This is a genomic window from Testudinibacter sp. P80/BLE/0925, from assembly GCF_053570785.1.
On sequence record NZ_CM131636.1, the window covers coordinates 688,127 to 703,134 of the forward strand.

14 protein-coding genes are annotated in these 15,008 nt (G+C 44.9%); 4 read left to right on the forward strand and 10 right to left on the reverse strand.

Translation table 11 applies throughout. The features are described from left to right. Window positions 1-5: 5 nt before the first annotated feature. From ACWA5Z_RS03385 to ACWA5Z_RS03415, 7 genes are read right to left on the reverse strand one after another with little or no spacing between them, the layout of a single operon-like run. On the reverse strand, window positions 6-950 hold the full coding sequence (locus ACWA5Z_RS03385; RefSeq protein WP_431053919.1) for a 2-dehydro-3-deoxygluconokinase: 945 nt from the start codon (window positions 948-950) through the stop codon (window positions 6-8). 15 nt (window positions 951-965) lie between these two features. Next, complete coding sequence (locus ACWA5Z_RS03390; RefSeq protein ID WP_431053920.1) at window positions 966-2,453, reverse strand: UxaA family hydrolase; 1,488 nt, start codon at window positions 2,451-2,453, stop codon at window positions 966-968. Window positions 2,454-2,456: 3 nt separating this feature from the next. Continuing rightward, window positions 2,457-3,914 (reverse strand): tagaturonate reductase, encoded by a 1,458-nt coding sequence (locus ACWA5Z_RS03395; protein ID WP_431053921.1) that lies wholly within the window; start codon window positions 3,912-3,914, stop codon window positions 2,457-2,459. Between the two features lie 23 nt (window positions 3,915-3,937). Next, window positions 3,938-5,224: a TRAP transporter large permease gene (locus tag ACWA5Z_RS03400; RefSeq protein ID WP_431053922.1), complete on the reverse strand. Its 1,287-nt coding sequence runs from the start codon at window positions 5,222-5,224 to the stop codon at window positions 3,938-3,940. After that, entirely contained in the window at window positions 5,221-5,724 is a 504-nt protein-coding gene (locus ACWA5Z_RS03405) for a TRAP transporter small permease (RefSeq protein ID WP_431053923.1), read from the reverse strand. The genes ACWA5Z_RS03400 and ACWA5Z_RS03405 overlap by 4 nt, the downstream gene beginning before the upstream one ends. Window positions 5,725-5,769: 45 nt before the next feature. Further along, the gene (locus ACWA5Z_RS03410) at window positions 5,770-6,759 is read right to left on the reverse strand and encodes a C4-dicarboxylate TRAP transporter substrate-binding protein (protein WP_431053924.1); all 990 of its coding nucleotides are present in this window, start codon (window positions 6,757-6,759) and stop codon (window positions 5,770-5,772) included. A 54-nt stretch (window positions 6,760-6,813) separates the two neighbouring features. Further along, window positions 6,814-7,818 carry a zinc-binding alcohol dehydrogenase family protein gene (locus ACWA5Z_RS03415; RefSeq protein WP_431053925.1) on the reverse strand — a complete coding sequence of 335 codons (1,005 nt, stop codon included), beginning with the start codon at window positions 7,816-7,818 and terminating at the stop codon, window positions 6,814-6,816. Window positions 7,819-7,972: 154 nt separating this feature from the next. Here ACWA5Z_RS03415 and ACWA5Z_RS03420 point away from each other — a divergent pair, with 154 nt between their 5' ends. Then, on the forward strand, window positions 7,973-8,893 hold the full coding sequence (locus ACWA5Z_RS03420) for a GntR family transcriptional regulator (protein ID WP_431053926.1): 921 nt from the start codon (window positions 7,973-7,975) through the stop codon (window positions 8,891-8,893). Between the two features lie 43 nt (window positions 8,894-8,936). Here ACWA5Z_RS03420 and ACWA5Z_RS03425 read toward each other — a convergent pair. From ACWA5Z_RS03425 to lptM, 3 genes are all read right to left on the reverse strand, one after another. Further along, window positions 8,937-10,264, reverse strand: a protein-coding gene (locus ACWA5Z_RS03425) for an IS3 family transposase (RefSeq protein ID WP_431053927.1) whose coding sequence is annotated in 2 segments (ribosomal slippage) — window positions 8,937-9,787 and window positions 9,787-10,264 — 1,329 coding nt in all. Because the reading frame shifts where the segments join, the coding sequence is not laid out codon by codon here. A gap of 85 nt (window positions 10,265-10,349) precedes the next feature. Then, window positions 10,350-11,600 (reverse strand): diaminopimelate decarboxylase, encoded by a 1,251-nt coding sequence (gene lysA / locus ACWA5Z_RS03430; RefSeq protein ID WP_431053928.1) that lies wholly within the window; start codon window positions 11,598-11,600, stop codon window positions 10,350-10,352. Between the two features lie 2 nt (window positions 11,601-11,602). Further along, window positions 11,603-11,731, reverse strand: coding sequence for an LPS translocon maturation chaperone LptM (lptM, locus tag ACWA5Z_RS03435; protein ID WP_431053929.1), 129 nt, complete (start codon window positions 11,729-11,731; stop codon window positions 11,603-11,605). 118 nt (window positions 11,732-11,849) lie between these two features. Here lptM and cyaY point away from each other — a divergent pair, with 118 nt between their 5' ends. The 3 genes from cyaY (at window position 11,850) to ACWA5Z_RS03450 (ending at window position 14,971) form a co-directional block, all read left to right on the forward strand. After that, a complete protein-coding gene (cyaY, locus tag ACWA5Z_RS03440) occupies window positions 11,850-12,176 on the forward strand; it encodes an iron donor protein CyaY (RefSeq protein ID WP_431053930.1) in 327 nt (108 codons plus the stop codon). Between the two features lie 3 nt (window positions 12,177-12,179). After that, a complete protein-coding gene (gene recQ / locus ACWA5Z_RS03445; RefSeq protein ID WP_431053931.1) occupies window positions 12,180-14,009 on the forward strand; it encodes a DNA helicase RecQ in 1,830 nt (609 codons plus the stop codon). 74 nt (window positions 14,010-14,083) lie between these two features. Further along, window positions 14,084-14,971 (forward strand): aldo/keto reductase, encoded by an 888-nt coding sequence (locus ACWA5Z_RS03450; RefSeq protein ID WP_431053932.1) that lies wholly within the window; start codon window positions 14,084-14,086, stop codon window positions 14,969-14,971. Window positions 14,972-15,008 lie beyond the last annotated feature (37 nt).

The window sequence follows — 15,008 nt, forward strand, 5'->3', positions numbered from 1 at the left end:
CATTGTTAAAGGCGTGACATTGCTGCCAACGGGATAATTGCGCCGCGGTGTTGAATCACCGTGCCGGCCAGTTGGTGTCCTTGCCGAACCGCACTTTCTATATCACTGCCACATAAGCGTGCCGCCAAATAACCGGCGCTGAACGAGTCGCCGGCGGCGGTGGTGTCGATCACCTTTTCGGCGGCAATGTTATTGGCGGCGATGTCAACGCGTTGCCGCTGCACGGCGACAATGCAACTGTCTGCGCCGCGCTTAATCACGATTTCGTTCACGCCGTAACCCTGCGTGCGCGCAATCACCGTTTCAACTGCACTTTCACCGGATTTACCGCCCCAAAGTGCGGTTTCATCGTCAAGGGTTAAAAAGGCAATATCGCTAAGCAATAAGATTTGTTGATACACCTGCTGTGCGGTTGCCACATCTTGCCACAGGCGCGGACGGTAGTTGTTATCGAACACCAGCTTGCCGCCGTTGCGTTTAAATTCGGCTAACAAGGCGTACAGTTTTTCTCGGCTTGCCTGATCCAAAATCGCCAGACTGATACCGCTGAGATAGAGATAATCAAAGGTTGCCAATTGTGCCGTAATCGCCGCGCTGTCGGTGGTTTGCAGCCAGTAACGCGCCGCCGAATCGTTGCGCCAATAATAGAAACTGCGCTCGCCTTGCGGATCGGTGACAATCGAATACAAACCGGGCAATTTGTCCGCCAAGGTTTGCACCAACTCGGTGCGAATGCCTTCTAGCTGCCACTGCGCCAACATCTGCCGGCTGAACGTATCTTGCCCAAGTGCGGTTACATAATGGATTTCAGCAGCTTGATTTTTCAGCAAGCGCGCCAGATAAACGGCGGTATTCAAGGTATCGCCGCCGAACGCCAATTGCGGTGGCTTTGCCTGTTTCAGCGACAGCTCGATCATACATTCGCCGATAATGGCGACTTTTTTCGTCATCTTGCCATTTCCTCGCTATAAGGTCACACCGCTTTTGAAAATCGCCAGTTCGCGGAAATCATTCAGCTCGTTTTTACTCGGCTGCCCGTTGACCGTCGCCACCAGCAGATCGATAAATTGTTGCAGCAACTGCGGCATTGAAACCTCATGCAGCAACTGTCCGGCATCAAAATCGATCCAGTGCTTTTTGCGCTGCGCCAATTCGCTGTTGGTGGCGATTTTCAGGGTCGGTACAAAACCGCCGTAAGGCGTTCCGCGTCCGGTGGTAAAGAGTACGATATGACAGCCCGCCGCCGCTAAGGCGCTGGTCGCCACCGCGTCATTGCCCGGGGCGCTCAATAAATTCAAGCCGGGTGTTTGCAGGCGTTCGCCATATTTCAGCACATCGACCACCTGACTATGTCCGGCTTTTTGCGTGCAGCCGAGCGATTTATCCTCCAGAGTGGTGATCCCACCCTCTTTATTGCCCGGCGATGGGTTTTCATAAATCGGTTGTTGGTGGCGGATAAAATAGTGTTTGAAATCATTCACCATAGCAACGGTTTTATTGAACACCTGCTCGTCGCGGCAATGGCTCATTAAAATCCGTTCCGCACCGAACATTTCCGGCACTTCGGTCAAGACGGTGGTGCCGCCGTGACTGGTTAAATAATCGGAAAACCGCCCCAGCAGCGGATTGGCGGTGATACCGGAAAAACCGTCGGAACCGCCGCATTCCAAACCGAATTTCACTTCGCTCAGTTTGCCCGCCTGCCGCTTGTCTTGCGCCATTTGCCGATATAAGGTGTCGAGCAAGGCAACCCCGGCTTCAATCTCATCTTCCACTTTCTGCGACACCATAAATTTCACCCGCTGCGGGTCATAATCGCCTAAGGTTTGTTGAAACACGCTGACTTGATTATTTTCACAGCCTAAACCGATCACCAGCACGCCGCCGGCATTCGGGTGTTTGACCATATCCTGCAAAATGATTTTGGTGTTTTCGTGGTCGTTGCCCAGCTGCGAACAGCCGTAGCTATGGTTAAACGTATAAACCCCGTCAATCGCCAGTTCAGGGTGATTCTGCAAAAATTGTTTTTGAATCTGACGGGCAATGCCGACCACACAGCCGACCGTCGGCACAATCCAGAGTTCGTTACGGATTCCGACATCGCCGTTTGCACGGCGATACACCTGCACCGCTCTGTCCGACCCTTGCGCTGCAAGTGCGGTTGAAACCGGTGTATATTGATAGTCATTAATATCGCTTAAATTGGTTTTGGTGTTATGCATATGCACATGTTCGCCCAACACAATCGGCTGCGTGGCATGCCCAATCGGGTAACCGTATTTGATCACCAATTCTCCGCTTGCGATCGGCTGCAAGGCAATTTTATGCCCGCGCGTCACCGCACTTTTGATCGACAGGATTAAACCGTCCAATTCAACTTGGCTATCGGCGCTTAAATCCTGCAACGCAACGGCGACATTATCCTGCGGATTGATTTTAATCAGCTGTTTCATGGCTCAATCCTTACAATAAATTCTTAAGGAAGTCCGAATGCCGTGATCCAAAATCGATTGCAGTTGTTCGGTGACCGCCAGCGTTAAACCGGGTTCCACGGTTAAATCCACTTGCCAGTGGTCTCGTTGCGATAAAACATTACTCACCAACTGGGATAACGTCATCTGTTGTGTTTCAACTTGCCGCCACCACAACGCATAATGTTGCAACCAAAATGGATCATCATTTAACGGAATCGTTTCATTATTACGTTTACCGCGATAAAAAGCGATTAGCGCCGCCAAGGCAAAGGTCAAACGACGCGGCAAACGGTGAAATTTCTGATGATACGCCAATAACTGCGGCAGAATGCGGGTGACATATTTGGTCATACTGTTCAACGAAATCGACAGTAGCTGATGTTTGATAAACGGATTGCGGAAACGCTTGATCACATCTGCGGCAAACTGCTGCAGCTCCGCTTGCGGCAACGACAGCACCGGAATGATTTCCCGATGAATGGTTGCCTCGACAAACTCACGCAATTGCGGATCGTCCATACTTTCGCCGACATAATCCATGCCCGCCAGATACGCCACCGGCACAAGTGCGGTATGCGCCCCGTTCAGAATCGCCACTTTGCGCTCTTTATACGGCTTAATGTCGTCCACCACCAAAATATTCATCTCGGCTTGATCTAACTTGAGCAGCTGCTTCACCGATTCAGGACCTTGGATCACGAACAGGTAAAAATATTCGGCGGTGTCCCAGAAGCTGTCTCGGTAGCCGAATTCCTGCTCAAGCGCTCTCACTTCATCACGCGGATAGCCGGTGACAATGCGATCGACCAAGGTGGAACAAAAAGTATTGTGTTGTTCAATCCAAGCGCTAAAGTGCGGTGTCAACCGCCACTGCGCCGCGTATTTCAGCACCAGTTGTTTCAGTTGCTCGCCGTTATAATCAATCAATTCGCATGGCAATAAAGTCAAGCCTTTGCTCGGATCCCCGTTGAAATGGGCAAAACGTTCATACAGCCAACGGGTCAGTTTGGCGGGATAACTGCTCGGCGGCGCATCATCGAATTTATCCTGTTCATGATAGCTGATCCCGGCTTCGGTGGTGTTGGAAAATACCATTTGAATATTTTCATCGCGCGCCAACGCCAGATAAGCGGCAAAATCTTGATAAATATTGATTTCGTTATTGACCGAGCGGATAATCCGCGCTTGTTTCACCGCTTCGCCTTGCTCATTTAAACCACGGATAATCGTAGTATACAGCCCGTCTTGGCTATTTAACGACAGTGGAAAATCGGTATCAATCGGACGCACAACGCTCACCCCGGCGTTTAACCCGGTTGTTTCATTCAAAAGATCAATTTGCCAGTCAATAAAAGCCCGCAGAAAATTCCCCTCGCCAAATTGGAGGATTTTGGTCGGGTATTGCGGACCGGGGAAGTTAGTTCTATTTAATTTTTTCATTTTATATCCTTATACAAAATTCATTAAGATCCATAGATAAAATTAGGTAACGTTGTAGTAATTGCAGGTATATAAGTTAATAATAAAAGTTCAACCATTAATAACGCCCAGAATGGCATGACATCTTTAATAAATTTTTCGATTGGCACCTCAGTAATAGAGCACGTAGTAAACATCACTGTTCCCAGTGGAGGGGTGATTGTTCCAATAGCACCGTTAAAAATAAAAACAATCCCAAAGTGAATTGGATCAATACCATATGAATGTGCAATAGGTGCAAGTAGAGGTGCAAGCACGATCATAATGGCATTGCCTTCTAAGAACATTCCTAAAATTAATAAGGTAACATTTACAATCATTAAAAATGTTAACGGACTATCCACAATTTGGGTAATCCACATTGCTAACGATTGCGGAACTCTTTCCCAAGTCAAAAATTTAGAAAAACCGACGGCAACACAGATAATTAATAAGACATTTGCTGCACCAAGTGCAGATTCTCTGGTAGCAAACCATAACTGACGCAGATCCATTTTTCTATAGATAAACATCCCTAAAATTAGTGCATAAATAACTGCTATTGCACCGGCTTCCGTTGGTGTAAAAACCCCCATTCGGATCCCACCAATAATAATAACCGGTAACATCAGAGCTAAAACTGCATCTTTAGCTGAAAAAAGAATCTCTTTACATGAAGCTCTCTTTTCCCTGATCGGTAAATATCCGCGCTTTTTCGAAATAATAGAAACCAAGATCATCATTAAAATACAGAGTAAAAATCCGGGGACAACACCCGCTAGAAATAAACGACCAATAGAAACATTATTCACATAGCCATAAATAATCATCGCAATGCCTGGTGGAATGATCGGGGTAATAAGTGATCCGGCAGCAGTCACTGCTGATGAAAAAGAAGCGCTATAACCTCTAGCGACCATTTGTGGTACTAAAAGTTTTGAGTTCATGGCGGCATCGGCAATATTAGAACCGGATAGCCCGCCCATTAAAGTACTCAGTGCAACATTGACTTGCGCTAATCCGCCATTTAAATGCCCAGTGAGTACTTCGCAGAATTTTAATAACCTTTCACTGATACCAGAATGATTCATAAACACCCCAGCCATAATAAAAAACGGAATAGCCAATAACGTAACGGATTCTAACCCACCTGCTAATCTTTGCACCAACATAATCATAGGTAAATCACTCATTAAAAAGTAACTTAACGTAGAAAAAAAGATACAAAATGCAACTGGAATACCTAAAATAAACAGCACTAATAAAAGAATAATTGGAATCAGAATACTCATGATTTATTTCCTCTATTTATTCTAAAGAAATAAACTATCTTTCTAACCTCATAAAAAAACATGAATGAAGCACTAATCGGAATCACCGCATAAATATAGGCATACGATAATTGTAATGAGGGAGTAAATCTAAACTGTGCCATAGGAAGCAATTTAAAACCAAGATAGATCATAAAAATCAAACAAAATATCATTACCAACGGTTGAAATATTCCATCAATAATATTAGCTATCCGAGCTGGTATCTTTGTTAACAGATAATCAATTCTTATTAACTCATTATTTTTAGCGAGAGCACTAGAAGCCAAAAAGGTAAACCAAATAAAAAATACGATACAAACTTCTTCCACCCAGGCACTTGGTGAGTTTAATATATAACGTGTCACAACACCATAAGCGGAAAGTATAACGATAATAGCTAAAAAAACAGAAGCTAAAATCTCGTCAAGTGAGCTTAATTTTACCCAGAGAGATTGAGATTTTTTAGGGATATCTGCCATATTTTATTCCTCAAAGAAGAGGGGAGAAAACTCCCCTTTGGATAATTAAAATTCAGCAAGTAATTTTTGAGTATCTGCATATAAATTTGGTGTCCATTCGGGAAAATCTTTTTGGATTTGCTCTTTAACCGCACTTTCAAATTCCTCCAGATCAACCTCATTCACAGTAACACCCGCATCTTTCAAATTATTTAATGCTTCAGTTTCATTTTGCTCAATAAGCGCAGCACCGTACTTCACCATGTCGACACCGGTTTCTTTGATAATATTTTGTTGTTCCGGTGTTAAACGCTGCCAAAAGGCATTGCCAGCTACAAATGGAGACATATGTTTGGTGTGTGCCGTTAGGTTTAAGTTTTTAGCCACTTCATAAAATTTACCGCCAAATAACACGACGGTCGGGTTCTCCAATCCATCGATAATACCTTCGGACAAGCCCGGATAAACATCCGCCAATGACATAGGCGTCGGTACACCGCCCATTGCTCTAATAGTGGCAACAAATAAACGAGAGTGTTGCACCCGCACTTTCATTCCTCTCAAATCTTCCGGTTTAGTCACTGCTCTTTTAGTCAATAAATGTCTTGTACCGTAGATCACATCCGGTACAACAATATGCACGCCTTTTTGATCTAATTGTGCAGATAAATTATTAAACCATTCCGAATGTAATAATTTTGATTTCTTTTCAAATGACTGGCTTAAATAAGGCGCATTGATAATCCCCAGATCAGGTACAATATCCATTAGTGCGCCGTAATCACTAATCGTAATAATATTCGCCCCGAATTTTGCTTGTTCCATGACCTCCGTTTCACTACCAAGTTGGCTTGATGGAAATAATTTAAAAACAATATCACCATTGGATTTTTCTTTAACCTGATCAGCCCAATAATGCATTGCTTTGTCAATTGGTTCACCCGGTTGATTTCCATAAGCAACCATAATTTCTGTCGCGGATTGCACGGTAAAACTCACGCTTAACCCAATGAGACCTAACAAAGAAATCGTTTTTAATTTTTTTAAAATAGCCATAAAATGCCCTCGCTTATTATCATGATAGTCTGTATTTTTTTAAATTCAGACCGATTAGTAGAGTATTACTCCTTTTACCAAGTTTTTATTTTTAACAATCTTTTCCTCATAAATATCCGCAAGTTCAGTATAGTTAAATGTGTCGCTGAGCATCATGGATGAATTTAATTTCCCTTCTGACATTAATTTCTGAACCTTAGTAAAATCCTCTTGCGTCGCATTACGACTTCCCATTAATGTCGTTTCTTTTTTGTGAAAATCCGGATCATGAATAACCAAATCACCTTTAAATAATCCGACAAAAACTATTCTGCCGCCGTGACAAATAAAATTAACAGCGTTATTCATTGAATGTGGATTACCGGTGGCATCAATAACGATTTCAGGTAACATACTGCCAAAATAATTTTCTATTTTTTCAGATAATGGATCGACGACTTTCACACTTAATTTTTGCTGAATATGCTGCCGTCTTGACAAACTGGTATCCGCAACCACAACATTTGCACCGTCTGCAATGGCTATTGCCGCTACTCCTAATCCTATCGGACCGGCACCGATAACCAACACATTGTTATTTTTACTGACTTGTGCCCTGCGAACTGCATGCGCACTAATGGCAAAAGGTTCGATTAATGCTGCACTGATATCATCGACATTATCAGCCAACGGAATGATATTTGTATCCGAGATTGCCAGAAATTCGCTGAATCCGCCATCTTGGTGAACCCCCATTACCGAGATCTTCTCACAACAATTGGTTTTTCCTTTTTGGCAGGCAACACATTTACCACAAGATAAATACGGAATTAATGCGACTCGCTGTCCAATTTTATAGTTATGCACTTTGCTACCGATGGCGGTAATATTGCCACAAACTTCATGTCCTAATACTCTCGGGTATTCAAAAAATGGTTGATTGCCTTGATAAGCATGGATATCCGTACCGCAAATGCCTACCGCCGATACCTTGATAACCACTTCATTATCTTTGGCACAAGGGATATCTCTTTCCTGGTAGTTCAATACAAATGGTTCTGTACATACAAGTGACTTCATAATGCAATCCTTAAATAAGTTTTAACGTGATGTATACATTATTTTCTAATTTTTCTGATCTTCTAAACTTAGTTGATTGATTTGTGATAGATAATATGCTTTTATGTTTTTTTAGTGTTTTTTATTCAAAACAAAAAAGAACAAGGGTTGAAAAATGAGCCGAGGACGTAATCAAAACCTAAGGAATGACACTATAAATCAAATGCTTGAACTTATTTCTAATGGACAACTTAAATCTCCCCTACCATCACAAGTTATGTTAGCGGAACTTTGTAATGTCAGCCGAACCACGATTCGCCATACAATCCAACATTTACTCAAAATTCGGCTTCTTGAAAAGAAAGAGGAGCAATACTTGGTTATTCGTCAACCAGAGAGACATGATTTTCTTGCTGAAATCAGAATAAAATATCCACGAAAAAATCAATACCACGTGATTGATACTTATTTTAAAGAGGTTATTCAAAAGAAATCACTAAAACCCGGCGATATTTTTACAGAATTACAACTTTCTAAAGATGCCTCTGTGAATATTTTTACCGTTAGAGAATATTTGATTCAATATTCTCGCTTTAATTTGATAGAAAGTTTATCAAGAGGAAGATGGCAGTTAATTGAAATTAATGAATATTATGCGGACAAATTATTCGAATTAAGAGAGCTACTTGAAATTCACGCATTAGAGTGTTTTATGCAGCTACCAAAAGAGAACCAACGCTGGAAAGAAATGAGAATATTATTTAATCTACATCAAAAATTACGCAATAATGTAGTAAAAGAGTATCCTGACTTTTCCGGATTGGACAATAAACTCCACACATTATTACTCTCTGCTGCCAATAATCCTTTTATTGATGATTTTATTGAACTGATTTCCGTTGTATTTCATTTTCATTATCAATGGGATAATAGGAATTTACTTGAGCGCAATGTTTTAGCGGTGGAAGAACATTTGGTTATTATTCAGAATATTTTAAATAATGATAAATTAGGTGCAACAAAAGAGTTGAAACAACACTTGAATACCGCCAAGAAAACTCTAAAAAACAGTATTGCATTAATTCATAAGTCGTAAAAAAACCGCACTTTTATGATCTGCCCCCAAAAAGTTGGACTGCTTAATGAAAGGATTGAATTCGATATTGTATCGGGCTTAATCCTTTTAATCTTACTTGAATCCGTTCAGTATTGTAATACTGCATATATTGATGAATAGCCTGCTCAATGTCATCTGCCGTATCAAATTGCCGAACATAAAAACATTCTGTCTTCAGCCTGCCGAAAAAACTTTCCATTGCGCCATTATCCAAACAATTTCCCTTTCTCGACATACTGATTTGAATCTGATTATCTGCCAATATCTTGCGATAAGACGGCATTTGATACTGCCGGCCTTGGTCTGAATGTAATATCGGCGTTGCCTCCTTCGGGAGCTTATTCACGGCTTGTCGCAACATCTGCTCAACCAGTGCCCGGTTTGGACGACGACCAAGTTGATAGGCAATCACCTCATTGTTAAATAAATCTAAAATCGGCGATAAATACACTTTATTGCCGTCTTTCGCTTTGAATTCAGTGACATCGGTCACTAATTTCTCGTAGGCATTTTCCGCCGTAAAATGACGTACTAACAGATTATCAGCAATTCGACCCACTTCACCTCTGTAAGAACAATATTTCCGTTTTTTCCTCTCTTTCACCTGTAAGCCCATCATCTGAATCAAACGTTGCACCTTTTTGTGATTGACCGTACCGAGTGCCAATGTCACTCGGCGATAGCCATACTGCGGATTCTCTCGTTTAATTTGACGAATTTCCGCTTTTAAATCGGCCTCTTTATCTGTCTTCGGTTGTTGATGGTAAAAGTAAGTGCTTCGAGCTAACTTAATGATATCTAATAATAAATTAAGCGGAAAATCACCGTTTAAGGCTTTAACAATTTCTGCCTTTCGGCTTCGTCTTTCAGGGATAATTCCATCGACTTTTTTAAGATGGCATTCTCCGCACGCAAACGTAAATTCTCTTGTTCTAATTGTTTTAACGGCGTTAATGGCTTAACGTGTTTTTTCGATTTATTCGGTTTATTCACGGCTGGTCGTCCTTTGGGCTTATCAATCAGTCCATTTATGCCAAATTGTTTGAATCGTTGCAACCATTTAGAAATAACAGTGCCTCCTGAGATACCCAAGGTTAAGGCGATGTGTTCAAGGGAGAACAGCCCTTGTCGGGCTAATTTGACGGCTTGAAGCTTTTCTTCGACGGTAAATTTTCGGGCAGTATGTTTGACTCGCAAGCCATCTGAGCCCGCATGTTGATATTGCGCAACCCAGTGACGAATACAGCGTGGTGCAACTTGAACGTGTTTTGATGTTTGACTGAGAGATTGAGCATGTTGAAAGTAATATTCAACTGTGTGTTGTTTAAATGCTTGGGTATATTTGGTCATAAAAATCTGCACCTTAGTCAGTTGGTTTTGCAGTCCAACTTTTGGGGTGCAGATCATCGATAAAAGTGCGGTTTGAACTCGGCATTTAAGGCAACACCCGCTCCAACTGCCACAACTCCCGATAGCTTTCACGGCGTTTAATCAAATGCGCTTTATCGCCGTCCACCATCACTTCGGCGATGCGTGGGCGGGAGTTGTAGTTGGAAGACATACTTGCGCCGTAAGCGCCTGCCGAACGTTGCGCAATCAAGTCGCCTTCGGCAATTGCCAGTTGGCGTTGTTTGCCGAGGAAATCGGAGGTTTCGCAAATCGGGCCGACGATGTCGTAGACCGCACTTTGCCGATCTAAAGTGCGGTCAACTTCGATGATTTCCATATACGCCTGATATAACGCCGGGCGGATCATGTCGTTCATGCCGGCATCGACAATGGCGAAATTGCGCGATTCGTTGCTTTTCAGGTATTCCACTTTGCTGAGCAAAATGCCGGCATTGGCGGTGATGGCGCGTCCCGGTTCGAGGATAATTTCCAGTTCGGGATAAGCTTGCAGTTTTTGCAGCAAAGCGGTGGTGTATTCACTCGGGTGCGGTGGCGTTTCGCCGTGATAAGGCACGCCCAATCCGCCGCCTAAATCCAAGTGCTGCAACGCAATGCCGTCTTGTTTTAATTGCTGCATTAACAGCAACAAACGGTCGGTTGCGTCCAAAAACGGTTGCAATTCGGTCAGTTGCGAACCGATATGGCAATCCATGCCGCTGATTTTAATGTTGGGCAAGGTAGCGGCAAAGCGGTAAACCTCACGCGCTTCATCAACGCTGACCCCGAATTTATTCTCTTTCAAGCCGGTGGAAATATACGGGTGGGTTTTGGCATCGACATCCGGATTGACGCGCAATGAAATCGGCGCGATTTTGCCTAAACTTGCCGCCACTTGGTTAATCCGTTTCAATTCGGAGAGCGATTCGACGTTAAAACAACGGATACCGACTTCCAACGCGCGGCGGATTTCCGCTTCGGTTTTTGCCACGCCGGAAAACACCACTTTGCCGGCGTCGCCACCGGCGGCGAGCACGCGCTCCAGCTCCCCTTGCGACACAATGTCAAAGCCTGATCCCAATTTTGCCATCAGGTTTAAAATCGCAATATTCGGGTTGGATTTAACCGCAAAGCAGATTAAGTGCGGGTGCGCGCCGAATGCGTCGTCAAAAGCGTGCCAATGGCGTTCCAGCGTAGCGCGGGAATAAACATACAGCGGCGTGCCGAATTCGGCGGCAATTTGCGCCACCGGCACGTTTTCCGCCATCAATTGTTGATTTTGATAGTGAAAAAAATCCATGTTTAACCCTGATTGATTGATTGTGTTTCAGCCGGTTTTTCCGCAGGGAAGTAGAGCGGACCTTTCACGCCGCACGCACTTAAACCGAGCAACATCGCCGTTGTCAGCAAACACGCCAAATATTTTTTCATAACTGCCTCTTATCATTAAATAACGGCTATTTTTACCATTAATTCACGCTTTGTGCTATCACTATCGCGGCAAAATGACTATAATTTGTGCCTACTTTCCTTTAACAGACCCTAACCTATGAACGTAGCAGAATTTCACCGTCAGGTTGAACAGACTTGGAACACAATTGAAGAACAACTGGATCAGCAGGAAATTGATGTCGATTGCGACACCCACGGTTCGGTGTTTTCCATCACTTTTGAAAACGGACAGCAAATCGTGATCAACAAACAAGAGCCGTTGCTTGAGCTGTGGCTTGCCAGCAAACTGGGCGGCTATCACTTCAAATTCCGCGATGGACAGTGGCTGACCGCCGATCAACAGGAATTTTTCCAACTGTTAAATCAAGCCTTGACCGCTTATTACAGCGAAAGCGTGACCCTCGCTAATCACGTAACAAAATAATCCATGTCTGCCTTGCCGCCTAGCCCAACACTCACCACCGCACTTGCCGTATTGCAACAAGTGTTTGGTTATCATGCTTTCCGTCAGGGGCAGCAGGCGGTGATCGAAGCGGTGTTAAGCGGACAAGATACGCTGGTGGTGATGGCGACCGGCAGCGGTAAATCGCTGTGTTACCAAGTGCCTGCGCTCTGTTTTGACGGCTTGACCCTCGTGATTTCACCATTGATTTCACTGATGAAAGATCAGGTCGATCAGTTGTTGAGCAACGGCGTGGAAGCAGCGTATCTCAACTCCAGCCAATCCTTTGCCGAACAGCAACAGGTGCAGAATAAGGCGATCAACGGCGAATTGAAGCTGTTGTATATTTCGCCGGAAAAGGTGATGACCACCGGCTTTTTCCAATTTATCTGCCAATGCCAAGTCAGTTTTATTGCCATTGACGAGGCGCATTGTATTTCGCAATGGGGGCATGATTTCCGTCCGGAATATACCGCACTTGGCGGCTTGAAAAAGAGCTTTCCCGACACGCCGATTATGGCATTGACCGCCACCGCCGATCAGGCGACCCGGCAGGATATTCTGCAGTATTTGGCGTTCGAGCAGCCTTATCAATATATCGGCAGTTTTGACCGCGCCAATATCCGCTACACCTTGGTCGAAAAATACAAAGGGATTGAACAGATATGCCGCTTTGTGTTGGGGCAGAAGGGCAAGAGCGGGATCGTGTATTGCAACAGTCGCAAGAAAACCGAACAGCTGTGCGAAAGCCTGCAACGGCGCAATATCAGTTGCGCGCCGTATCATGCCGGCTTGGACATTGCCGAGCGCGAGGCGACGCAACTGGCGTTTCAGCGCGATAATATTCAAGTGGTGGTCGCCACCGTCGCCTTCGGTATGGGAATTAATAAATCCAATGTGCGTTTTGTGCTGCATTTTGATCTGCCGCGCACGATTGAAGCCTATTATCAGGAAACCGGGCGTGCCGGGCGCGACGATTTGCCGGCGGAAGCGGTGATGTTGTACGATCCGTCCGATTATGCCTGGTTAAACAAGATGTTGTTGGAAAAGCCGGAAAGCCAGCAACGCCAAGTGGAACAGCATAAATTGCAAGCCATGGGCGCCTTTGCCGAAGCGCAGACCTGCCGCCGTTTGGTGCTGTTGAACTATTTCGGCGAACACCGCACTACGCCGTGTAAAAACTGCGATATTTGCCTTGATCCGCCCAAATCCTATGACGGCTTGCTCGACGCGCAAAAAGTGATGTCGGTGATCTACCGTGTCGGGCAGAACTTCGGCTTGCATTATGTGGTGGCGGTGCTGCGCGGTTTGCAAAACCAGCGGATTAAAGATCACGGGCACGACCAACTGTCGGTGTTTGCCATCGGCAAAGAGCAGAGTCAGGAGTATTGGTTCAACGTGATCCGCCAGTTGATTCATCTCGGCTATATCGAACAGAACATTATGCAGTTTTCCGCCTTGCGCCTGACCGAAGCGGCACGCCCGATTTTGCGCGGCGAAACCGCACTTTCGCTTGCCACCCCACGTTTGTCGATGTCGGTGATTCAGCGCGGCCAAAACACCGCGCTGAAAAATTACGACAAAGACCTGTTCGCCCGTCTGCGTTTCCTGCGTAAGCAAATCGCCGACAAGGAAAGCATTCCGCCGTACATCGTGTTCAACGACGCCACCTTACAGGAAATGGCGCAACTAATGCCGACGTCCAACAGCGAAATGCTACAAATCAACGGCGTCGGTTTGCGTAAGTTGGATCGCTTCGCCCAGCCGTTTATCTCTTTGATTAAAGAACATCAAGCCAATCTGCAAAAGCAATAAAATAGCCTGTCGCCTGACCGCACTTTTGCGTTATGATGTCGCTATAATCACAGCAAATACAAAAGGGGAACATCATGAGCAGCGCATTTCAACTGGATCGGCTGGTACACGGTTACTGGCGCTTAAAAGAGTGGAATTTAACCCCACAACAACTGTTACAACTGACCGAGCAAGTGATTGAAATCGGTATCCGCACCTTTGACCATGCCGCCTGTTACGGCGCGTTTACCAATGAAGAAGCCTTCGGGCAAGCGTTAAAACTCAAACCGTCGCTGCGGCAAGAAATCACGCTGATTACCAAGTGCGGTATCCTCTTTCCAAGCCAAGAACTGCCGAATATCGACAGCCATTATTACGATAACAGCTACGAACATATCGTGGCTTCCGCCGAACGTTCGATTGCTAAAATGCAGTGCGAATATCTGGATTTGCTGCTGATTCACCGTCTCTCGCCTTGCGTTGACCCGGAGCAAGTCGCCAACGCCTTTGATGATTTACAACGCAGCGGCAAAGTGCGGTCATTCGGCGTATCCAACTACACCCCGAGTAAATTCAGTATGTTGCAATCCTATCTCAAGCAGCCGTTAGTCACCAACCAGATTCAAATTTCGCCATTGCATTTAGATCCGTTCAACGACGGCACGCTGGATTATTTAATGGAAAAACGCATTCGTCCGATGGCGTGGTCGCCGTTGGCAGGCGGCGCGCTGTTTAACAAAGATAACCCTGCCGGCGCGCGCGTGCGCAAAGCCCTGCTCGACATCGGACAACGTTTTAACGAAAGCCACTTAGACACCTTGGCATTCGCCTGGCTGCTCAGCCATCCGGCAAAAATCACGCCGGTGATCGGCTCGGGCGAACTGCGCCGGATTAAAAGGGCGGTCGAGGCGCTTGCAATCCGCTTTACCGAACAGGATTGGATTGAGGTGTATAAAGCGGCACAGGGGCATGATATTCCATAATTTAGTCGTTTTGTGAACCGAATCACTTAAAATTTTG

Excerpts from the sequence above, each read along its gene's own strand:
- ACWA5Z_RS03385 (WP_431053919.1), bottom strand. The coding sequence starts at position 950 with ATGACGAAAAAAGTCGCCATTATCGGCGAATGTATGATCGAGCTGTCG.
- ACWA5Z_RS03390 (WP_431053920.1), bottom strand. The coding sequence starts at position 2,453 with ATGAAACAGCTGATTAAAATCAATCCGCAGGATAATGTCGCCGTTGCG.
- ACWA5Z_RS03395 (WP_431053921.1), bottom strand. The coding sequence starts at position 3,914 with ATGAAAAAATTAAATAGAACTAACTTCCCCGGTCCGCAATACCCGACC.
- ACWA5Z_RS03400 (WP_431053922.1), bottom strand. The coding sequence starts at position 5,224 with ATGAGTATTCTGATTCCAATTATTCTTTTATTAGTGCTGTTTATTTTA.
- ACWA5Z_RS03405 (WP_431053923.1), bottom strand. The coding sequence starts at position 5,724 with ATGGCAGATATCCCTAAAAAATCTCAATCTCTCTGGGTAAAATTAAGC.
- ACWA5Z_RS03410 (WP_431053924.1), bottom strand. The coding sequence starts at position 6,759 with ATGGCTATTTTAAAAAAATTAAAAACGATTTCTTTGTTAGGTCTCATT.
- ACWA5Z_RS03415 (WP_431053925.1), bottom strand. The coding sequence starts at position 7,818 with ATGAAGTCACTTGTATGTACAGAACCATTTGTATTGAACTACCAGGAA.
- ACWA5Z_RS03420 (WP_431053926.1), top strand. The coding sequence starts at position 7,973 with ATGAGCCGAGGACGTAATCAAAACCTAAGGAATGACACTATAAATCAA.
- lysA (WP_431053928.1), bottom strand. The coding sequence starts at position 11,600 with ATGGATTTTTTTCACTATCAAAATCAACAATTGATGGCGGAAAACGTG.
- lptM (WP_431053929.1), bottom strand. The coding sequence starts at position 11,731 with ATGAAAAAATATTTGGCGTGTTTGCTGACAACGGCGATGTTGCTCGGT.
- cyaY (WP_431053930.1), top strand. The coding sequence starts at position 11,850 with ATGAACGTAGCAGAATTTCACCGTCAGGTTGAACAGACTTGGAACACA.
- recQ (WP_431053931.1), top strand. The coding sequence starts at position 12,180 with ATGTCTGCCTTGCCGCCTAGCCCAACACTCACCACCGCACTTGCCGTA.
- ACWA5Z_RS03450 (WP_431053932.1), top strand. The coding sequence starts at position 14,084 with ATGAGCAGCGCATTTCAACTGGATCGGCTGGTACACGGTTACTGGCGC.